This is a genomic window from Cryobacterium sp. TMT2-42-4 (genome assembly GCF_004402645.1).
GTDB classification, from domain to species: domain Bacteria; phylum Actinomycetota; class Actinomycetes; order Actinomycetales; family Microbacteriaceae; genus Cryobacterium; species Cryobacterium sandaracinum.
Genome location: NZ_SOFT01000017.1, coordinates 79,416 through 100,473, shown reverse-complemented (window position 1 = coordinate 100,473; position 21,058 = coordinate 79,416). Strand labels below are relative to the sequence as shown.

Annotated in this window: 20 protein-coding genes and 1 tRNA gene; 17 read left to right on the top strand and 4 right to left on the bottom strand. The window is 66.1% G+C overall.

Annotated elements, in window-relative coordinates:
• The first annotated feature begins 8 nt into the window (after positions 1-8).
• The 12 genes from E3O18_RS05660 (at position 9) to E3O18_RS05605 (ending at position 10,992) form a co-directional block, all read left to right on the top strand.
• Positions 9-734 (top strand): demethylmenaquinone methyltransferase, encoded by a 726-nt coding sequence (locus E3O18_RS05660; RefSeq protein ID WP_134396058.1) that lies wholly within the window; start codon positions 9-11, stop codon positions 732-734.
• Positions 735-778: 44 nt separating this feature from the next.
• The gene (locus tag E3O18_RS05655) at positions 779-1,837 is read left to right on the top strand and encodes a polyprenyl synthetase family protein (RefSeq protein ID WP_104100705.1); all 1,059 of its coding nucleotides are present in this window, start codon (positions 779-781) and stop codon (positions 1,835-1,837) included.
• A gap of 23 nt (positions 1,838-1,860) precedes the next feature.
• Complete coding sequence (locus E3O18_RS05650) at positions 1,861-3,246, top strand: FAD-dependent oxidoreductase (RefSeq protein WP_134396057.1); 1,386 nt, start codon at positions 1,861-1,863, stop codon at positions 3,244-3,246.
• Positions 3,247-3,251: 5 nt separating this feature from the next.
• A complete protein-coding gene (locus E3O18_RS05645) occupies positions 3,252-3,884 on the top strand; it encodes an A24 family peptidase (RefSeq protein ID WP_241973316.1) in 633 nt (210 codons plus the stop codon).
• 382 nt (positions 3,885-4,266) lie between these two features.
• Positions 4,267-4,446 carry a Flp family type IVb pilin gene (locus E3O18_RS05640; protein ID WP_134396056.1) on the top strand — a complete coding sequence of 60 codons (180 nt, stop codon included), beginning with the start codon at positions 4,267-4,269 and terminating at the stop codon, positions 4,444-4,446.
• Positions 4,447-4,580: 134 nt separating this feature from the next.
• Positions 4,581-4,970, top strand: coding sequence for a TadE/TadG family type IV pilus assembly protein (locus E3O18_RS05635; RefSeq protein WP_134396055.1), 390 nt, complete (start codon positions 4,581-4,583; stop codon positions 4,968-4,970).
• On the top strand, positions 4,958-5,941 hold the full coding sequence (locus E3O18_RS05630) for a pilus assembly protein TadG-related protein (RefSeq protein ID WP_134396054.1): 984 nt from the start codon (positions 4,958-4,960) through the stop codon (positions 5,939-5,941). The genes E3O18_RS05635 and E3O18_RS05630 overlap by 13 nt, the downstream gene beginning before the upstream one ends.
• A gap of 8 nt (positions 5,942-5,949) precedes the next feature.
• On the top strand, positions 5,950-6,687 hold the full coding sequence (gene cpaB, locus E3O18_RS05625) for a Flp pilus assembly protein CpaB (RefSeq protein WP_134396053.1): 738 nt from the start codon (positions 5,950-5,952) through the stop codon (positions 6,685-6,687).
• Entirely contained in the window at positions 6,684-7,679 is a 996-nt protein-coding gene (locus E3O18_RS05620) for an AAA family ATPase (protein ID WP_134396052.1), read from the top strand. Before cpaB ends, E3O18_RS05620 begins: the two co-directional genes overlap by 4 nt.
• Complete coding sequence (locus tag E3O18_RS05615) at positions 7,676-9,160, top strand: CpaF family protein (RefSeq protein ID WP_134396051.1); 1,485 nt, start codon at positions 7,676-7,678, stop codon at positions 9,158-9,160. Before E3O18_RS05620 ends, E3O18_RS05615 begins: the two co-directional genes overlap by 4 nt.
• Positions 9,157-10,113 carry a type II secretion system F family protein gene (locus tag E3O18_RS05610; protein ID WP_134396050.1) on the top strand — a complete coding sequence of 319 codons (957 nt, stop codon included), beginning with the start codon at positions 9,157-9,159 and terminating at the stop codon, positions 10,111-10,113. The genes E3O18_RS05615 and E3O18_RS05610 overlap by 4 nt, the downstream gene beginning before the upstream one ends.
• A 9-nt stretch (positions 10,114-10,122) precedes the next feature.
• A complete protein-coding gene (locus E3O18_RS05605; RefSeq protein ID WP_134396049.1) occupies positions 10,123-10,992 on the top strand; it encodes a type II secretion system F family protein in 870 nt (289 codons plus the stop codon).
• On the opposite strand, the gene E3O18_RS05600 is transcribed toward E3O18_RS05605, so the two are convergent.
• Both E3O18_RS05600 and E3O18_RS05595 read right to left on the bottom strand, forming a co-directional pair.
• Positions 10,989-11,477, bottom strand: a complete 489-nt coding sequence (locus E3O18_RS05600; RefSeq protein WP_134363544.1) for a YajQ family cyclic di-GMP-binding protein — start codon at positions 11,475-11,477, stop codon at positions 10,989-10,991. The genes E3O18_RS05605 and E3O18_RS05600 overlap by 4 nt on opposite strands.
• 25 nt (positions 11,478-11,502) lie before the next feature.
• Entirely contained in the window at positions 11,503-12,519 is a 1,017-nt protein-coding gene (locus E3O18_RS05595) for a LacI family DNA-binding transcriptional regulator (protein ID WP_134396048.1), read from the bottom strand.
• 152 nt (positions 12,520-12,671) lie between these two features.
• Here E3O18_RS05595 and E3O18_RS05590 point away from each other — a divergent pair.
• The 3 genes from E3O18_RS05590 (at position 12,672) to E3O18_RS05580 (ending at position 15,080) form a co-directional block, all read left to right on the top strand.
• Positions 12,672-12,753: transfer RNA gene (locus E3O18_RS05590), tRNA-Tyr, on the top strand.
• A gap of 31 nt (positions 12,754-12,784) precedes the next feature.
• The gene (locus tag E3O18_RS05585; protein ID WP_134396047.1) at positions 12,785-13,618 is read left to right on the top strand and encodes an inositol monophosphatase family protein; all 834 of its coding nucleotides are present in this window, start codon (positions 12,785-12,787) and stop codon (positions 13,616-13,618) included.
• Between the two features lie 277 nt (positions 13,619-13,895).
• Positions 13,896-15,080: a M23 family metallopeptidase gene (locus E3O18_RS05580; RefSeq protein WP_134396046.1), complete on the top strand. Its 1,185-nt coding sequence runs from the start codon at positions 13,896-13,898 to the stop codon at positions 15,078-15,080.
• A 27-nt stretch (positions 15,081-15,107) separates the two neighbouring features.
• On the opposite strand, the gene E3O18_RS05575 is transcribed toward E3O18_RS05580, so the two are convergent.
• Positions 15,108-15,992, bottom strand: a complete 885-nt coding sequence (locus E3O18_RS05575; protein ID WP_134396069.1) for a GTP pyrophosphokinase family protein — start codon at positions 15,990-15,992, stop codon at positions 15,108-15,110.
• 251 nt (positions 15,993-16,243) lie between these two features.
• Positions 16,244-17,911, bottom strand: a complete 1,668-nt coding sequence (locus E3O18_RS05570; RefSeq protein WP_134417693.1) for a glycoside hydrolase family 13 protein — start codon at positions 17,909-17,911, stop codon at positions 16,244-16,246.
• A 185-nt stretch (positions 17,912-18,096) separates the two neighbouring features.
• On the opposite strand from E3O18_RS05570, the gene E3O18_RS05565 reads away from it, so the two are divergent.
• Together E3O18_RS05565 and E3O18_RS05560 are read left to right on the top strand one after the other, a co-directional pair.
• Complete coding sequence (locus E3O18_RS05565) at positions 18,097-19,323, top strand: maltose ABC transporter substrate-binding protein (protein ID WP_241978125.1); 1,227 nt, start codon at positions 18,097-18,099, stop codon at positions 19,321-19,323.
• Between the two features lie 96 nt (positions 19,324-19,419).
• Entirely contained in the window at positions 19,420-21,057 is a 1,638-nt protein-coding gene (locus tag E3O18_RS05560; RefSeq protein WP_134396043.1) for an ABC transporter permease subunit, read from the top strand.
• Position 21,058: the final 1 nt, after the last annotated feature.

The window sequence follows — 21,058 nt, the reverse complement described above, 5'->3', positions numbered from 1 at the left end:
CTGTGGGGGTGAGTAGAGCAGACCTCAATAAGCAGCCAGAGCAAGTCGCTGCCATGTTCGATCAGGTCTCCACCCATTATGACCGCACGAATGCCGTTCTCTCGGTAGGAAACGCGGCCCTGTGGCGGATGGCCGCGACCCGCGCCGTGAACCCCCGGCGCGGCGAACGCATCCTCGACATCGCCGCCGGAACGGGCACGTCCAGCGTCGCGCTGACAAAGACGGGCGCGCACGTTGTGGCCGCCGACTTCTCGGAGGGCATGATCGCGGTCGGCCGTTCACGTCACGCGGACAACCCGCGGGTCGAGTTCGTTCAAGCCGACGCCACCGCGCTGCCGTTCGCCGACAACGAGTTCGACGCCGTGACCATCTCGTTCGGCCTGCGCAACGTGGTCGAGCCCAAGAAAGCCCTGGCCGAGTTCTACCGGGTGACCAAGCCCGGGGGGCGCGTCGTGATCTGCGAGTTCTCTACGCCGCCGTTCGCACCGATCCGGCTGGGCTACTTCGCCTACCTCACTCGCGTGATGCCGATGATCGTAAAGCTCGCGTCCTCCAACGCGGAGGCGTACGACTATCTGGGCGAGTCGATCGCGGCCTGGCCGAACCAGCAGACCCTCAGCGCCTGGCTGCGAGAGGCGGGCTTCGACGCCGTCGCCTACCGCAACCTGACCGTGGGTATCGTGGCACTGCATCGCGGCGTCAAGCCGACGGATGCGTCAAACGCACCGTCTTGAATCCTCCCAGATCCGATCGTTAGGCTGACAGAGTGAAACCGAGCATGCCCCTGTTCCGTCGCGGCTCATCCGTGACGAGCCAGCTCGGCCTCAGCGATCGCATTTTCTCGACCGCCCAGGACCGTGGCCTTGCCGCGGGCATCGACGGGGGAATCGATCAGGTCGAGGCCAGTCTGCTCGCCGAGGTGACCTTTGCCGACGAGATCGCGAACGTCACCAGCCGCTACCTGCTCAACGCGGGCGGCAAGCGCGTACGCCCCATGCTGGCGCTGCTCACTGCCCACCTCGGCAGCGGCAACCACGCGGACGTCATCACCGCGGCCACCGCGATCGAGATCACCCACCTGGCCTCGCTCTACCACGACGACGTGATGGACGACTCGGACAAGCGCCGCGGGGTGCCGAGCGCGCAGACCGTGTGGGGCAACTCGGTGGCGATCCTGACCGGGGATCTGCTCTTCGCCCGCGCCAACCAGCTGATGGCACGGCTGGGCGAACGGGCCATCCGTTTGCAGGCCGACACCTTCGAGCGCCTTGTGCTCGGCCAACTGCACGAGACCGTCGGTGCGCAGCCCGGCCAGGACCCCGTGGAGCACTACATCCAGGTGCTCGCCGACAAGACCGGGTCGCTGATCGCGGCGGCCGCCCAAGCAGGCATCATCTTCTCCGACGCCCCGTCCGAGTTCGAAAAGCCGGTGATCGCGTTCGGTGAGAAGATCGGCGTCGCCTTCCAACTCATCGACGATGTGCTCGACCTCTCCCCGCAGCCGGAGGAGACCGGCAAGGTGCCCGGCACCGACCTGCGCGCCGGGGTGGCCACCCTCCCGCTGTTGCGCCTGCGCGAGCGTGCCCCGCACGACGCCGACGCCGCCGCCCTGCTCGAACGCCTCGAACGCGACGTGATGGCCAGCAACGGCGTCGCGACCGCCGCGGCGGACTCCGCGATCACCGCGCTGCGCGAGCACGACGTGACCGGGCAGACCCTCGCCGAGGCGCACGGCTGGGCGCATGACGCGGTCGAAGCCCTCGCCCCGTTGCCGGACGGCTCGGTCAAGAAGGCCCTCACCCGTTTCGCCGACACGATCGTTGAACGATCCAGTTAGACGATCAAGCTAGAAAGGCTTCCATGACCAAGTTGCGATTGGCCATTGTCGGCGCGGGACCTGCGGGTATCTACGCCGCCGACATCCTGCTCAAGGCGGAACGGAACTTCGAGGTTTCGATCGACTTGTTCGATCACCTGCCGGCGCCCTATGGACTTGTGCGCTACGGCGTCGCCCCGGACCACCCCCGGATCAAGGGCATCATCACGGCCCTGCGCGATGTGCTCGACCGCGGCGACATCCGTGTCTTCGGCAACGTGCGGTTCGGTATCGACATCACCCTCGACGATCTGAAGAGGCACTACAATGCCGTCATCTTCGCGACCGGGGCCGTGCGCGACGCCGACCTGGACATCCCGGGCATCGACCTGGACGGGTCCTACGGGGCCGCCCGCTTCGTGAGCTGGTTCGACGGGCACCCCGACGTGCCGCGCACCTGGCCGCTGGAGGCTCAGGAGGTTGCCGTCATCGGAAACGGCAACGTGGCACTCGACGTCGCACGTATGCTCGCCAAGCACGCCGACGACCTGCTGAGCACCGAGATCCCAACGAACGTCTACGAGGGACTCAAGGCATCGACGGTGACGGATGTGCACGTGTTCGGCCGCCGTGGACCAACCTCCGTGAAGTTCACCCCGCTGGAGCTGCGGGAACTCGGCGACCTGCCCGATGTGGACATCGTCCTCTATGACGAAGACTTCGACTACGACGATGCCGCGCGGGACGCCGTGGCCAGCAACAAGCAGGTCTTCGTGATCGACAAGGTTTTGAACAAGTGGCGGGAGCGCCCGGCCGGCACGGCCAGCCGCCGCCTGCACCTGCACTTCTTCGCCAAGCCCGTAGAGATCGTCAACGACGGCGAGGGCCGGGTCGGCGCCATCCGTTACGAACGCACCACCCCCGACGGGCAGGGCGGCGTCGTCGGCACCGGCGAGATCCGCCAGCTGCCGATCCAGGCCGTCTACCGTGCGGTGGGTTACTTCGGGTCGTCGCTGCCGGGCGTTCCCTTCGACAGGAAGCGCGGCGTGATCCCCAACCGGGAGGGGCAGGTTCTCTGGAAGGGTGACCCGTCGTTCGGGTCGAAGAGCGCCAACACGCAGCTGTACGGCGTCTACGCCACCGGGTGGATCAAACGCGGACCGGTCGGGCTGATCGGGCACACGAAGTCAGACGCCATGGAGACCGTGCGGCACCTGATCAACGACCTCGGCAACTGGTGGCGCCCGGAGTCGCCCTCCGAGCGGAGCATCGTGAACCTGCTCGACGAGCGAGGGGTGCAATACACGAACCTCGACGGCTGGCACCGGCTCGACCAGCACGAGCTCGCGCTCGGCTCCGACGAGGGTCGCACGCGAGTCAAGGTCGTTCCCCGCGACGAGATGGTCACGATTTCCCGCGGCGAGAGCTGACGCGCGTGGCGCCCGGGCTGTCGATTATCGCCGGCCTGATCGGCGCCGCACTCGGGATTTTCCTGACCGGGATTGCCGAACGGATGCTGCGCATCCGCCGCCGCTTCGCGTGGCCGGTGCGTGCCGCGGTGACCGTGTCGACCGGACTGCTGGTCGCCCTGGTCGTGTGGAAGTTCGGGACAGGGTGGGAGCTGCCGGCGTATCTGTACCTGGCACTGATTGCAGTGGTGCTCAGCGTCGTCGATTTCGCCGAGAAGCGACTGCCGAACGCGCTGGTCTACCCCTCGCTGATCGTGCTGCCGCTGTTGTTGACGCTCGCGGCGGCGGCATCCGGGGCCTGGCAGGCCCTACTCGGGGCCTTCCTTGGCGGCGCCGCGCTGTTCGCGTTCTATTTCGTGCTCGCCCTGATCTCGCCCGGCGGCATTGGCATGGGCGACGTGAAGCTGGCCGCGGTGATTGGCCTCGCGCTCGGATATCTGGGCTGGACCCCGTTTCTCGTCGGCGCTTTCGGTGCCTTCCTGATCGGCGGCCTGGTTTCGCTGGTTGCCCTTGCGCTTCGCCGGGTGACCCTACGGAGCTCCATCCCGTTCGGGCCGTCCATGCTCGCGGGTGCCTTCCTGGGCGTGTTGCTGGCCTGAATTCACCCCGGAAGGGGGCCAGGACGCGCGTTGAGACGGGGCTACGGTGACGCTGTCGCCGCCCCTGCGGCGAGTTCGCTTCACCCGAGGAGCACCTGTGTACCCGAATCTTTCTGCCCGCGGCGCGCCTGGAGACACCTCCCGCACGATTCCCTGAGCCACTCGAACTGACCGGCCCGAACCCGAATGACGGCCTCACTCGCGACAAACCCACGTCGCGAGTTGTTGTCCTGCCGTTTTCAGAATTTCCACAGCTTTCGCTCAGCTACCCCCCAGACGGGGAGCCCCTTCTCTGGGGAGTAGTGAGGTTTTCTCGGCGAACGTAACTTGTGGTCATTCGCTCGGCCGCCCTGGCCGGCCCACACAGAACGGACAACCCGAGATGAAGTTCTACACCAAGATCCAGGCCCTCATCAACAGCATGCGCACCGACGAAGAGGGCGCCACCGCGGTGGAGTACGGCCTGATGGTCTCGCTCATCGCCGTCGTCATCATCGGCGCGGTCGGAGCCATCGGCATCGCCCTACGCGCAATGTTCGTTGGTGTCGAAGGCAACCTCTAACCGATGCAAGCCCGGCGCCTAATCGTCGCCGAACCCCCTGCGCCGGCGGCGGCTCGCCATGGCGAGCCGCCGCCCGCACTCACCCCCCCCCGACTTTCACCCGCAACGCCAGGCCTACCCGAAGGGGCCATTTCATGATTTTCAGGCGCACCGTCACAAGCGAGCGCGGAGCGGCCGCCGTCGAGTTCGCGCTCGTCCTTCCCCTGCTCCTCCTGCTCGTACTCGGAGTGATCGAGTTCAGCCGGGTCTACAACGTGCAGATCTCTCTGAGCAATGCGGCCCGTGAGGGTGCCCGGACGATGGCCATCCACAACGACCCCGCGCGGGCCAAGACGGCCGCCAGCCTGGCTGCTCCGTCGGTCAACCCCGCGCTCACCACGGGTGACATCACCGTCAGGCCGGCCGATTGCGCCGCCGGATCGGCCGTGACCGTCACCATCGACTACGAGGTAGACCTGCTCACCGGGTACTTCGGTGTGACGCTGCCTCTCACCGGTAAAGGAGTCATGCAATGCGGAGGATAACTGCACGTCTGGGCAATGAGCGCGGCGCGAGTGCCGTCCTGGTGGCGGTACTGCTGGTGCCGCTCCTTGGGTTCGCGGCAATCGCCGTGGACGTCGGTGCCCTGTACGTCGAACGCGGCCAGCTCCAGAACGGAGCGGATGCCGCAGCGCTCGCCATCGCCCAGGGCTGCGCCACGGACGGCGTCTGCACCGGCTCCGCGGCCACAGCCGCCGCCTTCGCCGACGCTAATGCCAACGACGGGGCCGCCAACGTTCTCACCCCCACCTTCCCGACCAGCAACAGCGTGCTCGTCACCTCGAGCACTCGGGTGGCCGACACCAATGCGGATGCCATCAGCCACCCGTTCGCCCGGTTCATCGGCATCGATTCGACGACCGTGCACGCTGCCGCCACCGCCGAGTGGGGCCCGCCGCGGGAGAGCATGATCGTCTTGCCGCTCGCCATCTCGCTGTGTGAATTCCAGCCGGCCCTGGACGGAACCCTCGTGCTCCTTCGCTACGACCAGAACCCGGCGTGCACGACCCCGGACGGCCGCCCCATTCCCGGTGGATTCGGCTGGCTCGACCGGGTGGAGGACGAGTGCGAGGCCGCCATCGACCTGACCGTGGCGCGCGCTCCGAGCGAGCCGGGCAACTCGTTCCCTGGTATCTGTGACGACACGCTGACCGATCTCGAAGGCCAGACAATCCTGGTGCCCATTTTCGACCGGGCCTACAACCCGAGCGGAAACGAAGTGACCAGTGGCCAGGCGGCGTCGTATCACCTCTACGCGTTCGCTGCCTTCACCATCACCGGGTGGAAGTTCTCCGGCGGCCCGGCACTGACCAACACCGATCCCGCCGCCCCGAGGTGCGCCGGCAATTGCCGTGGAATTCAGGGGTACTTCGATCGTTGGGTGTCCGTTGACGCGGCAGGCGCGGCTATCGGTGGCCCCGACCTCGGCGTAGACCTCGTCAGACTTTCAAACTAGGAGATCTCATGAAAACTCGACTCATTGGCGCGATCCTCGCGATCGTCCTGGCCGTTGTTGGCACCGTCGTGCTTACCGGCTACGTGAACAGTGCTGACGCGCGAGCGGCCAACGGGGCTGAGTTCGTGGAGGTTTACCTGGTAGCGGCTGAGATCCCAGCCGGCACCGAGGCGAGTGCGATCAGCGACCTCATCACTGCGAAGCAGATTCCGACCGTCGCCGCCGTTCCCGGACGCGTGGCGAAGCTGAGCGACCTGAAGGGCCTGGTGGCAGACACCGCACTCATGCCCGGCGAGCAGCTGCTCGAGTCGCGCTGGGTGACGCCCGCCGAGCGGGCAGCCAGCGGAGACGTTGCCCTGCCGGAGGGGATGCAGGCGGTCAGCATCGCGCTTCCCGTCGAACAGGTGGTCGGCGGCACTGTCAAGCCGGGCGACACCGTCGGTGTCGTGATTTCCGCGACGATCAAGGGCACTGACGGCGCCGAGGACACGCCGATCAGCCGCCAGGTCTTCCACAAGGTGCTTGTCACCGCGGTACGAGAGGGAAACAAGACTCCTCCTGCCGAGGGAGCGGACGCGGCAGCCGAGCCGTTCGACACGGTCATGGTCACCCTGGCTCGGTCGACCGCAGACATTCAGAAGCTAGTCTGGGGCCAGGAATTCGGCAGCGTCTGGCTCACCATCGAGCCGAAGACGGCTGACGAAACGGGTTCAGCGGTCATCGGTGGCAGCACGGTGTTCGAATGAGCCGCCCCCGACTGAGCCCCTGGCGTGACGGGGTGCTGGGGTCGGTAGCGCAGACGGCCGTTGACGTCGAAACCGGCGACCAGGACCAGGACGAAACCCCGGGCGAGATTGGGCGGGCGGATGTCACCGCCCTCGACGCCTGGCCGGCCGTCGATGAGCAGTGGGAACCCCCCACCGTCGACCCGCCCACAATCGAGGTGACTCCCCAACCGGAGGTCATCCCGCACCAGATCATCGCGGTGGCAGCAGCCAAGGGCGGTGTCGGCAAGACAACCGTCGCGACCAACCTGGCCGTGGGCCTCGCCCGGCAGGCTCCGCTGTCGGTGGTGCTCGTCGATGCCGATGTGCAGTTCGGGGACGTGGCCATGGCCCTGTCGCTGACTCCCGTGCGAGCACTGCCGGATGTTGTCACCGCTTCCGCGGCGGGCGACGCCCTGGTGCTCAAGGCCTATCTCACTCCGCATCCGGACGGCTACTACGTCGTGTGCGGCGCGGAGTCGCCGGCCGACGGGGACCGGGTCACCGGCGAGCAGCTCGGTCACCTCATTCGCCAACTCGCCGGAATCTTCCGGTTCGTGATCATCGACACGGCGCCTGGCCTGGGCGAGCACGCCCTGGCCGCCCTCGAGGCCGCCACCGACGCCGTGTTCCTCTGCGACATGTCCGTGCCGGGCGCACGCGGCCTGCGCAAGGAGCTCGCAGTTCTCGCCTCCATCGGCATCCTGCCGCCGGCCCGTCATGTCGTGCTGAACTTCGCCGACCGGGTGAGCGGGCTGAGCGTGAAGGACGTCGAGGCAACGATCGGTGTGCCGGTGGACGTCGCCGTTCCCCGGTCGAGCCTGGTGACGCTGTCCACGAATCGAGGCATTCCGCTTCTCCAGAACAGAAAGAAAAATCCCGCGTCGGCTGCCCTGACAGAGCTGGTGCGCCGATTCGACCCCAGCGCGTCACTTAAACGCGGTCGCTTGCATCGAAGGGTGGTTGTCGCATGAAACTGACCGACCGAGTGGAGGCGGCACGCCGCGATGGTCCACTGCACAAGCTCGACAAGAAGGCTGGCAACGGCAACGTCTCTGCATCGAGGGCGGTGACGGACGTTGCCCTTCAACCCTCCACCGAGGCCACAGCTGCACCGGAGGCAGAGACTCCCGACGCGGAACCCGCGCCCATCCCGGCGCCGCCGGTAGACCCGCTGGCAGAACTCAAGGAGCGGGCGGCGCAGGAACTCTTCGGCCGTATCGGCACGCGCCTGAACGACCCGAGCCTGAGTGAGGAACAGCTGCACTCGTATGCCAGGGCCGAACTCGGCAGCATCGTCGCCGCCGAACAGGTTCCGCTCAGCCCGGAGGAGCGAAGCCGGCTGATCGCCGAGATCGGCGCCGACGTGCTGGGGTACGGCCCGCTGGAGGCTTTGCTCGCCGACGTCGGCGTGACCGAGATCATGGTCAACGGGCACGAGCAGATCTTCGTCGAGCGGGAGGGCCTTCTCACTCGCAGCGCTGCCCGCTTCACCAGCGAGGCCCAGCTGCGCCGGGTGATCGAACGCATCGTCTCGAAGGTGGGGCGCCGCATCGACGAGTCGTCGCCGCTGGTCGACGCGCGCCTCGCCGACGGCTCGCGGGTGAACGCGATCATCCCGCCGCTCGCGGTCGACGGCTCCTCGCTCACGATCCGCAAGTTCGCGCGCGAACCCTTCACCGTGAACGACCTCGTCGGCTTCGGAACGCTGAGCGCCGAGATGGCCCAGGTGCTGGATGCCTGCGTGAAGGCCAAGCTCAACATCATCGTGTCCGGCGGCACCGGAACCGGGAAGACGACGCTGCTCAACGTGCTCTCCGCCTACATCCCGTCCAATGAGCGCATCATCACCATCGAGGATGCGGTGGAGCTGCAACTGCAGCAGGACCACGTCATCCGGCTGGAATCCCGGCCGGCCAACATCGAGGGCAAAGGCGAGGTCACCATTCGTGACCTGGTGCGCAACTCTCTCCGGATGCGGCCGGACCGAATCGTGATAGGCGAGTGTCGTGGTGGCGAGAGCCTGGACATGCTGCAGGCGATGAACACCGGGCACGAGGGTTCGATCTCGACAGTGCACTCGAACTCGCCGCGCGACGCGATCGCCCGGCTCGAAACCCTCGTGCTGATGGCCGGAATGGACCTGCCGCTGCGCGCGATCCGAGAGCAGATCTCGTCGGCGATCGATGTGATCGTCCAGATCACCAGGCTCAAGGACGGCACCCGCCGCGTCACGCACGTGACGGAGGTGCAGGGCATGGAGGGTGACATCGTCACGCTGCAGGACGCCTTCGTCTTCGACTACAGTGCCGGCGTCGACGAGGCCGGACGACTGCTCGGCCACGCGGTGGCGACCGGAGTACGGCCCCGGTTCGCCGACAAATTCCGGGACCTTGGCATTCCGTTGTCCCCGAGCGTGTTCCAGGCCAACCTCGTCACCCGGAGCCAGCGATGAACGAGTTAGCTCTCTACGGAGGCATCGCCGCCGCGCTGATCGCCCTGTTCGTGATCGTCTTCCTGGTGATCGCACCGCCACGGCCCCGGGTGCCGCTGGAGCGCCGTCGAGCGCCGGGCGCGGTGGACACATCGACCCTCACCCGGGTGACCGACCGCACGGTCGAGGCCATCGAGGGGGCGATCCTTCGTCGCGGCCGCGCGCCGTTTACCGCGGAGGAACTGGAACAGGCCAGCATCCGGATGCAGCCGTCCGGCTTCGTGCTCATGGTGCTCTCGACGTCGACCGTGCTGGCCTTGACCGGCCTGCTCCTGGGGAACGGCACCTTCTGGGCGATACCGCTCCTGGTGACCTTCGCGGCGCTCGGCCCGATCGGCGCGAAGGTGCTCCTTCAGGTGCGTGCCGGCCAACGCCGGGCGAAGTTCGCGGAACAGCTCGACGAAACCTTGGCGCTTCTGGCCGGCGGCCTGCGGGCCGGTCACAGCCTGCTGCGGGCGGTGGACGCGGCCTCCCAGGAGACGCCGTCGCCGTCGGCGGATGAGCTGGCCCGGGTCGTGAATGAGACCCGCATCGGCCGGGACCTCGGAGATGCCCTCGACAACACCGCCACCCGGATGCGGAGCGAGGACTTCCAGTGGGTGGCGCAGGCGATCGCCATCAACCGTGAGGTCGGTGGCAACCTGTCCGAGGTGCTCGACCGGGTGGGTCACACCATCCGGGAACGCAACGAGATCCGTCGCCAGGTGAAGTCACTCGCCGCCGAGGGCAAGATGTCAGCCTGGGTGCTGATCCTCCTGCCGATCGGGGTGTTCACGTTTCTGCTGCTGACGCAGCCGAACTACTTTGCCGGCTTCTTCGGCAGCATCTGGGGCATCGCCGCCCTGGTCGTTGCCGCCATCCTGCTCGTCGCCGGCTCATTGTGGATGATGGCCGTCGTCAAGGTGAAGTTCTAGGAGAATCCGATGCCCTCACTCATTGCAATCCTCGCCTCTCTCGCCGTCGCCGGCGGGTTCGCGGTCCTGGTCGGCATCCTCGTCGGGGGCCGCGCCGGCAAGCCGGTCACTGACCTCGGGGATGCAGGTCTCAACCTCGTCGGGACGACCACAGCGCCCGTCAAACGCGGCCGAACGATGCGCGAACTGGCCCCCCGAGGGTACCTCGGGATGCTCGACCGCAGGCTGGCGCTCGCGGGTCGGCCTCCGGCCTGGACCATCGACAAGATCCTCATCGCCAAGCCACTCGCGGGCACCGCCGGTGCGCTCCTCGCGCTCCTGTGGATCAGCGCAGACCCGGCGCCGACGCGATTCGTGCTCGGCGCTCTGCTCGTGCTGCTGTGCTTCTTCGTGCCCGACCTTCTCCTGATCAGCCGCGGGCAGGAGCGACAAGAGAAGATCCAGAACGCCCTGGCCGACACCCTTGACCAGATGACGATCGCCGTGGAGGCCGGTCTGGGCTTCGAAGCGGCGATGGCCAAGGCGGCGACGAACGGCAAGGGGCCGCTCGCGGAGGAATTCATCCGCACCCTGCAGGACATGAGCATCGGCCGCACCCGAACGCACGCCTATCAGGCGCTCGGCGACCGCACCTCGTCATCGGACCTGCGTCGGTTCACCCGGTCGGTCATCCAGGCCGACACCTACGGCATCGCGATCGCGGACGTGCTCCGGGTGCAGGCCGGGGAAATGCGCCTGCGCCGCCGTCAGCGCGCCGAAGAGAAGGCGATGAAGATCCCGGTCAAGGTGCTCTTCCCGCTCATCTTCTGCATTCTGCCGGTGCTGTTCATTGTGCTGCTCACCCCAGCCGTGCTGAGCATGATCGAGGCGTTCGCCTAGCGGAAGTTGACGAACTGCAGGGCCACGTCGAGGTCCTTGCCCTTGAGTAGGGACATGGTGGCCTGCAAGTCGTCGCGGCTCTTCGAGCTGACCCGCAGCTCGTCGCCCTGGATCTGGCTCTTGACGCCCTTGGGGCCCTCGTCGCGGATGATCTTGTTGATCTTCTTCGCATTTTCCTGGTCGATCCCTGCCTTCATCGAGGCCTCGATCCGGAACTCCTTGCCCGAGGCGAAGGGATCACCAGCGTCCAGGCTGCGCAGGGAGATGCCGCGCTTGATCAGCTTGGATTCGAAGACCTCGAGGATGGCCTTGACGCGCTCCTCGGAGTTGGCCTTCATGAGCACCTTCTCGCCGCTCATCTCGATCGAGGCGCCGACATTCTTGAAGTCGTAGCGCTGGGCGACCTCTTTGTGGGCCTGGTTGAGGGCGTTGTCGACCTCCATCGGGTCGACCTTGCTGACGATGTCGAACGTTGAGTCTGCCATGCCTGCAATAGTACCCAGTGGGTGGCTATTCGCCCGGCCGGGCGGTGCTGGAGCGCACGAGGAGTTCGAACGGCATCGGGGTGTTCAGGGACGAGAGCTGGTTCTGGCCGGGGCGCAGCCGGTCCAGCAGGATCTCGACGGCCTTCTCGCCCTGCCCCTGCGGGAATTGGGCGATCGTGGTGAGGCCGAAGAAGTCCGCGAGTTCGTGGTCATCGATTCCGATCACAGACACGTCCCGTGGCACGACGAGGCCGAGGTCCCGTGCCGCAAGGATGACTCCGATCGCCATCTCGTCTGAGCCGGCGAATACGGCGCTCGGCCGACCGCGCGGGTTGCCAAGAAGTTGTATGGCCGCTTGGTAGCCGCTTTTCATCGTGAAGTCCGCAGGCCTGAACAATTCGGCAGCCGGAGTGATTCCAGCTGCCGTCAGGGCTAACTCATAGCCGACCCGGCGGTTGGTGGGAAGATGGAAGTCCCGGTCGACGTCCTCATTTCCGCCGATGTGTGCGATCCGTGTGTGGCCCAGGGAGAGGAGATGTTCCGTGGCGAGCCTGGCCACGGCAACATCATCGATCGTGAGCGTGCGAACACCCTCGATCGGGCCGCCGACGCCGACCAGCGGCTTGTCGAGTGCGTGCAGGGTGGCAACTTCGGTCGTGGTCAGTTCGAGCGAAATCGCGATGACAGCATCCACTCTCTGACGCAGCAGGAAATGGTTGAACACGATGCGGCGCTCGCCTCCGCCGCCGGTCAGGCTGAACAGGGTGAGGTCATAGCCGTTTTTCAAGAGGGATTTCTGAGCACCCTCGACAACGCTGGAGAAGAACCAGCGGTCAAGGAACGGAACGACGACACCGATGTTCTTCATCCGTCCGGAGGCGAGACTCGATGCCGTGGAGGAGACGACGTAGCCGAGTTCCCCGGCGGATGCTTCGACCTTTAACCGGGTGGCAGGGGATACATGGCCGTTGCCGCTGAGTGCGCGCGAAACAGTGGCGGTAGAGACGCCCGCGTGGCGGGCGACGTCATCGATGCCTACCATGAGGTTCCTATCGGGAATGAAGTTGAGTCATCTCCGATCATATCCACCGTCCGATAGGTACTGGACGTGCCGATTTCTCACTAGGGACCAAAACCTTGTACTCTGACTGAGCGTCTCCGGTCACGTGTTTTGCATATGGTCGGGTGCGTACTGGCAAGTTACCCAAGTGGCCAAAGGGATCTGACTGTAAATCAGCCGTCTTAGACTTCGGGGGTTCGAATCCCTCACTTGCCACTCTCTCTACCGCATCACCTAGCGTTGAGCCATGACCACACGCGCCTCAGCCGGATTGCTTCGCCTCGCCCAGGACACCGCGCTCGCCGCGGGGCAACTGGCTGCCCGGCGGAGAACTGTTGGGGTGCAGGTCGCCGCGTCGAAGTCCTCCCCGGAAGACGTCGTGACCCTGGCCGACCGGGAAACCGAGTCGCTGATTCGGGCTCTCCTGGCCGACGCCCGACCCGATGACGGTTTCTTCGGCGAGGAGTCGGCGGCCACCCGCGGCACATCCGGCCTGACCTGGGTCGTGGACCCGATCGACGGCACCGTCAACTACCTCTACGGTTTTCCGGCCTGGGCGGTCAGTATCGCCGTCGTCGAGGGTGACCCCGATCCGGCCACCTGGACCACGCTGGCGGGCGCCGTCTACAACCCGACCGGTGACGAGCTGTTCACCGCGGCAGCAGGTGACGGGGCGTGGCTGGGCGCCCGTCGGCTGCAGGTGCCGACGGACGTGCCTCTGTCGCTGGCGTTGCTGGGCACCGGTTTCTCCTATCGCGCGGCCGAACGAGAGCGGCAGGCGGACGTCGTGCGGGGCCTGATCGGCGAGGTGCGGGACATCCGCCGCATCGGGTCGGCCGCACTCGACCTGTGTTCGGTTGCCGCCGGGCGGCTGAACCTCTACTACGAGCGCGGGCTGAGCCCCTGGGACCACGCGGCCGGCGCGCTGGTGGCGCGCGAGGCCGGCGCTCGAGTCGGTGGCTTCGGAGCCGACCGCGAGGGTATGGGCCTGCTCATCGCCGGGGCTCCCGACCTTTATCGGGTCTGCCAGCCCCTTCTGGCCAAACTTTTCGATGACTTCATGGCCGACGCGGAAGCGTAGGCGACTGAACCGCTTCGAACGAGACGGATGCCGCGGAAACACCGGTGACCGACGTGCTCGGGGCGGCCCGGAGAGATCGCCGGAAACGGAGGCAGTGCCCCTTTTTCGGGTGTCATTCTGCGTCGAAGCGTAGGGATAACCGGCCTCCGGGCGGTAACCTGTATTGATTCGTTACTTTGGTTGAGGCCAAGACGACTATGTTGCTCCCGACCAATGCGCCGAAAGAACCGATCCTTTGCTCCCTCACTCCTCCAGCTCGGCTGCCTCGCTGCCGGGTGTGAGTGACCCCGCAACGAAGCCCCTCACGCGTCGCGAGCTGCGCGAGCGCGAGCGGATGTCCGTCCCAGTGCTGGACATTCCAGGCTCCGCGGACATCGACGCGCCGCCCGCCGCCGATCCCGCTGATGCCGGGCCGTTGACGCCGGACCTCGATCTTCTGGTCGCCGCGAGCCTCGCCGGACCCGAATTCGAGTCCGTGACAATTGCTGACTCGGACCGCCTGATCGCCGCGCCGGCCGCCGCCGACGCTCCGGTCTCCGACGTGGACCGGCTGCAGACGGTCGTCTCCGCCGTCACGACGTCCACGGAGATCCCCTTCCCCACCCGGGCGCAGCGCCGCGCGGAACAGCCCGCCTCCCGCCCCCGCCGCGCATCGGCCCGGGAGCGCCTGGCGCCCGCCGTTCACCCGGCCGCCGTCACAGCCCCGGCACCCTGGCCCCGCACCACCGCGACGGTCCCCGCCAATCGGGTGCGCAAGTTCGCCACGACGGGCGTCACGATGGTCGCCATGGCCTTCGTCGCCCTGATGGCCGTGGCCACCTCCCTGCCGGCCGAGGCGCTGCTGTCCTCTGCCGATGTGCAGGCCGCTGCCTACAACGCGAAGCTGAGCGCCCAGGGCGAACCTGCCCAGACGCTCTCCATGACCGGCGGAGCGGACACCATCTCGGTCGAGCGTGACGGCTACGAGTCGAAGACCATCGCCGAGGTCGCAGCGGCCAGCGGCATCCGGATGGAAGCGACCTTCACGAACAACCCGAACGGCACCGTGCAATGGCCCTTTTCGGTGGGCGTGCACATCGGTGACGAGTTCGGCTTCCGCGACTGTGCGGGCTGCTCCTCCAACCATGGTGGCCAGGACTTCAACCCGGGCCTCGGCGCACCGATCCAGTCGATCGCCGACGGCGTCGTGCGCTACGCCCAAGACGGCGAAGGCAGCCTCGGCGTGCACATGATCATCGACCACATGATCGACGGCGAGCTCGTCTCCAGCGTCTACGCGCACATGATCCACGGTTCGATGCTCTTCAAGACCGGCGACGTCGTCACGGTCGGCCAGGTCATCGGTCAGGTCGGCGACACCGGGATGTCCACCGGCCCGCACCTGCACTTCGAGATCCGCGTCGGCGGCAAGGACGGCACCAAGGTCAACCCCCTCGTCTGGCTGTACGCCAACACGAACTAGTTCGACCCCGACTCAGGCCCGCGGGAACTAGCCGGCCGCCTTGGCTTCGGCTTCGGTCTCGTCCTCGTCCTCAGGCTCGGTCACTGGCGCGGACTCGGCGGCCCGGGCGCGGCCGATGGCAGCGAGGAGGCCCTCGGGCAGTGCCAGCTGCGACAGCCCGGCGATCTCGAGCAGGTGGGTCTCTCCGCTGCCGTCGGGCTCCATGGCACGGACCTGGTCGTGCAGGCCCTCCATTTTCAGGTCGAGGCGATTGGCGGCATCCGCCGCCTGCTTGAGGTCGCCCACCAGATCCACCGGAACCGCCCCGTGGTACTTGTAATAGATCTTGTGCTCGAGGCTCGCCCAGAAGTCCATCGCGACCGTTCGGATCTGGATTTCGACCGTGACCTCGTCGACCCGGTCGGACAGGAAGACGGGGATGTCGACGATCAGGTGCAGGCTCTTGTAACCGTTCGGCTTCGGGGCGGCGATGTAGTCCTTGACCTCGAGCACCGTGACGTCGAGTTGGCTGGTGAGCATGTCGAGAATGCGGTACGTGTCCGAGATGAAGCTGCAGGTGATGCGGATGCCGGCAATGTCCTGGATCTGGGCGCGAATGTCGTCGAGGACGAGCGGGCAGCCCTTGCGGACGGCCTTCTTCAGGATCCCCTCGGGCGTCTTCAGCCGAGAGTTGACGTGCTCGATCGGGCTGTAGTCGTGGATGGAGGCGAACTCCTCCTTCAAGATGTTGATCTTCGTCATCATCTCGTCGGTCGCGAACTTGTACGCCAGCATGAATCGGGTGAGCTCTGTCGTGAGCTCGCGAAGTTCGGCGAGATCCCCGCGCGTCGGGGCCGCCTGGTCGGCTTCGGTTTCGGGGTCGGTGCCGGGTCCCGGTTCGGTTCCGTGTTCGGTTCCGCTGTCGATCCCCATGCCGGTCACTGCTACTCCTTCGATGCGCTCCCCGTTCAGGCGACGCCCTCCGATTGTCCCATGGCGGCGCTGCGGGGTCAGTGATCGCGTCGCCGGAGCACGCGGCGGCCGTCGCCTTCGAGCGCCGTTCCGCCCCGTGCCCCAAACGAATTAGACGGAAATTTTGCTCTACAACCGGGTTTTGAGCTCTAAACCGGTCGTTTGGGGAATGCCCGTCGAATTCGGTAGGGCAAAGGCTCGGAGGGCGGGGGCTAGGCGCGCAGCCAGACGGTGGTGTCGCCGGGGAGCGTGTTGCCGGGCAGCGGGCCGCTGGCGAGGAGCAGTTCGCCGGCAGGCAGAGGCACGGATGTCGCGCCCGTGTTCGCGACGACCGTCACCGCGCCATTGCGCAGCGCCACGATCTCGTCAGCGTGGCCGTCCAGCCACTCCACCGAGCCCAGCCCGAGGGCGTGCTCCCGGCGCAGGCCCAGGGCCAGCGTGTACAACTCGAGGGTGGAGCCGGCGACGCCGACCTGCGCGTCGCGGGCGAGGCCCGCCCACTCGTCCGGCTGCGGCAGCCAACTCTCGGCCGAGGGGCCGAAGCCGTAGGAGGGAGCGGCGGCTTCCCAGGGGAGCGGCACCCGGCATCCGTCACGGCCGTAGCGCTCTCCGTTGGTGCGAAACCAGGTGGGGTCTTCGCGGGCGGAGTCGGGCAGGTGGATGACCTCGGGCAGACCCAGTTCCTCGCCCTGGTAGAGGTAGCTGGAGCCGGGCAGCGCGAGCATGAGCGCCGAGGCGGCCCGGGCCCGGTGCAGGCCGATCACGTTGTCGGGCAGGTCGGGCGTCGTCGGCCCGATACCGTGGCCCTGCAGGTTCTCGTGGTTGAGCGCGAGCCGGGACGCGTGGCGCACGACGTCGTGGTTGGAGAGCACCCAGGTGCTCGGGGCACCAACCGCGCCGAACGCAGCGAGGGAATCGTCGATGACGCGGCGGAGGGCCGGGCCGGCCCAGGCCGTCTCGAGGTAGGCGAAGTTGAAGGCCTGGTGCATCTCGTCGGGGCGAACCCACTCGGCGACGTGGCTGAGCGGGTCGACCCAGGCCTCGGCAGCGAGGATACGGTCGCCTGGGTACTCGTCGAGGATGAGGCGCCAGTCGCGGTAGATATCGTGCACACCGTCCTGGGCCCAGTAGGGCGCGGTTTCGGGCCACTCGGTGATGATGCCTGGACCCTCCGTCGAGGCGCCGCCCATGCTGCCGCCCGCGACCGGAGGCGTGTAGTCGGGAAGACCGGCCGCTTTGATCATGCCGTGCGCGACGTCCACCCGAAAACCGTCCGCCCCGCGGTCGAGCCAGAACCGGAGCACATCACGGAATTGCGCCTTCACCCATTCGTTGTCCCAGTCGAAGTCGGGTTGGGTGGTGTCGAAGAGGTGCAGGTACCACTGGCCGGGAGTGCCGTCCGGGTTCGTGACGCGGGTCCAGGCATTGCCGCCGAAGACGGAATCCCAGTTGTTCGGGGGAAGGTCGCCGTTTTCGCCCTGGCCGTCACGGAAGATGTAATGCGCGCGCTCCTCACTGCCCTCGGCGGCGGCGAGGGCAGCTTCGAACCACGGATGCTCACTGGAGGAGTGGTTCGGCACGAGGTCCACGATCACGCGGATGCCCAGCTCGTGTGCCGTGTGCTGCAGGGTGTCGAAGTCAGCGAGCGTGCCGAAGAGCGGGTCGACATCGCAATAATCGGCCACGTCGTAACCAGCGTCGTTCTGCGGTGACGTGTAGAACGGCGAGAGCCAGATGGCGTCGATCCCGAGAGCCCGGAGGGCAGGGAGACGATTGGTGATGCCGGTCAGATCGCCCATCCCGTCACCGTTGGCGTCCGCAAAGGACCGAGGATAGATCTGATAGATAACTGCGGTTCGCCACCACTCTGAGCCTGTCATGAAAAGAAACCCTACGGCATTTTCATGATGATGGAAGCGCTTGCACGCCTGTGGGCTGCGCGCATCACCCGCCCGAGATATAGATCCGACTATTTCAGTTGTCAATGGTTCCGATACTTGCTATACATGTAAACGCTTGCATAAATCTTCAATGTCCTGAGAAAGGCACACCAATGATGGTGAACATGAAAGGTCTCGTCGCTGCCGGCGCAGTAGTGGTCGCAGCGTCCCTCGCATTGTCCGGATGCTCCGGCGGGGCCTCCCCGCAGGATGGCGACGGCGATAAAGCCGCCGCCAACACCTTGACGGTTTGGGTCGATGCCGACCGCGGCACGGTCCTCAAAGACGCGGCGGCGGCATTCACGAAGGAATCCGGCGTCAAGGTAAAGCTCATCCAGAAGGACTTCCCCAAGATCCAGGAAGAGTTCATTGCACAGGTTCCGACCGGCAAGGGCCCCGACATCACGATCGGCGCCCACGACTGGATCGGGAACCTCGTCTCGAACGGCGTGCTCAAGCCCGTCGAACTCGGTGATACGACCGCTGACTTCCAGCCGGTCGCCGTCACCGCGATGACCTTCGAGGGCAAGACCTACGGTGTCCCCTACTCGATCGAGAACATCGCCCTCCTCCGCAACACGGCCCTGGCGCCGACCGCGCCGGCGACGTACGCGGACATGGTCGCCGCCGGCACCGCCGCCGGCACTGAGTTCCCGTTCCTCGTGCCCGTTGGACCGGAATCGGACCCGTATCACCTGTACCCGTTCCAGACCTCGTTCGGCGCCCCCGTGTTCGGCACCAACTCCGACGGCAGCTATAACGCTGAAGACCTCTCGATCGGTAACGCCGGTGGTGAGGCCTACGCGGCCTGGCTCGCATCCGAAGGCGCCGCAGGGCACCTCAGCGTGAACATCACCAACGACATCGCCAAAGAGAAGTTCAACGCCGGCGCATCGCCGTTCTTCCTCTCCGGTCCGTGGAATGTCCCGGATGCCCAGATGGCCGGCATCGACGTCGCGATCGACCCGATCCCGACTGCCAGCGCCAACCCTGCCCAGCCGTTTGTCGGCGTGCAGGGCTTCTTCGTGAGTGCGAAGACCAAGAACGCTCTCGCTGCCAATGAATTCCTGGTGAACTACATCGGCTCCGAAGAGGTGCAGACGGCGCTCTACGAGGTCGGCGGGCGCCCGCCGGCGCTGACCAGCGCCTTCGAGGCAGCTGCCGCCGACCCGATCACCGCCGGTTTCGGTACGGTCGGAGCAACCGCCGTTCCGATGCCCAACATCCCGCAAATGGGCAAGGTCTGGCAGTTCTGGGGTGTAACCGAGGCCGCGATCATCGCGGGCGAGGGTGACCCGGCAGCGCTGTGGCAGAAGATGACTGGCGAAATCCAGGGCGCCATCGCGAAGTAACACCGTGTGCCCGGCTCCATCAGGGAGCCGGGCACAGCGTGCTCCCTCACCACACATCAGGCAAGGTTGCCGGCAGGCGCCAGAGATCGGACGAAGATGCCCACCCCACGAACAGGTCGCGATCGCACCGCGCGCGACAACTCGCTGGTCACCCAGTTGAGGCAATCCAAGCGGGCGGGACGAATTGCCGAGGCGGCGTCCGTCGGGATCAAGATTCTCCTGGTGAAAATTCTGCTCCTCGGTATTGTCGACGCGATCAGCGTCTACGCCCTCTTCGTGCTCTTCCTGAAGCAGGACTGGGTCGTCTTCGGACTCGTTCTGGCAGTCACTCTGATCGTCAACTGGATCTACTTCAGCAAAAACGCCCTGCCGGCCAAGTACCTCACCCCCGGCCTGATCTTCCTTGTGATCTTCCAAATCTTTGTTGTGGGCTATTCCGGCTACATCGCTTTCACGAACTACGGCACCGGGCACAACAGCACCAGGGAGGACGCGGTTTCATCACTCATCGCCTCCGCGCAGCAGCGAGTGCCGGACTCGGTCGCGTATGACATCACCGTGATCGAGCAACTGGGTGCCTACAGTCTCCTCGTCACCGACCCTGACGGCCGGATCAGCGTCGGCAGTGCCGACGCGCCCCTGCGTGAAGTCACCGATGCCGAGACGGATGCCGACGGCGTCGCCACCGCACTTCCCGGCTACACCTCGCTCAAGTTCAGCGACATCGCTGCCAATCAAGAGGTCATCGCGGCCCTCTCGGTGCCGCTCACCGACGACCCGAACGAGGGGGTGCTCCGCACCCCGGACGGCTCAAAGGCCTATCTCTACCTGTCCGATCTGGTCTACGACGAGGCCGCGAGAACGATGACGAACACCACGACGAACGTCGTCTACGCCGAGGACCGCACGGTCGGGGCGTTCGCCGCGGAGGACGGTACCGAACTGCGCCCCGGCTGGAAGGTCGAGGTCGGATTCGATAACTTTGCCCGTGCGTTCGGCACGGATTCCATTCGGGGGCCGCTGATCAACGTGACCCTGTGGACCTTCGCCTTCGCTTTCCTTTCTGTCGCCACCACGTTCGCGCTCGGGCTCTTCCTGGCGCTGGTCTTCAATGACCTGCGGATGCGCGGACGCAACGTCTACCGCGTCGTCTTGATTCTTCCCTACGCGTTCCCGGCATTCCTGTCCGCGCTGGTCTGGGCGGGGCTGCTCAACCCGCAGTTCGGCTTCGTCAACCAGGTGCTGTTCGGCGGGGCGGAAATACCCTGGCTCACAAACGAATGGCTGGCAAAATTCAGCATCATCTTCGTGAACCTGTGGCTCGGCTTCCCCTACATGTTCCTGGTCTGCACGGGTGCTCTTCAGTCGATTCCCGGCGAGTTGCAGGAGGCGGCAACGGTCGACGGGGCGCGGCCCTGGCAGGTGTTCCGGCTGATCAAGCTGCCGCTGCTGCTCGTGTCGGTGGCCCCGCTGCTCATCTCGTCGTTCGCGTTCAACTTCAACAACTTCAACCTCATCTACATGCTCACCAATGGCGGGCCGAGAGACGTCACCGCGGGAGTGAATGTCGGTGCGACCGACATCCTCATCTCGATGGTCTACAAGGTCGCCTTCGTCGGTGCGAACCGCGACTACGGATTGGCGAGCGCGTTCTCCATCATCATTTTCCTGCTGGTCGCGATCGTGTCGATCATCAGCTTTAGGCAGACCAAGGCGCTAGAGGAGCTGAACTGAC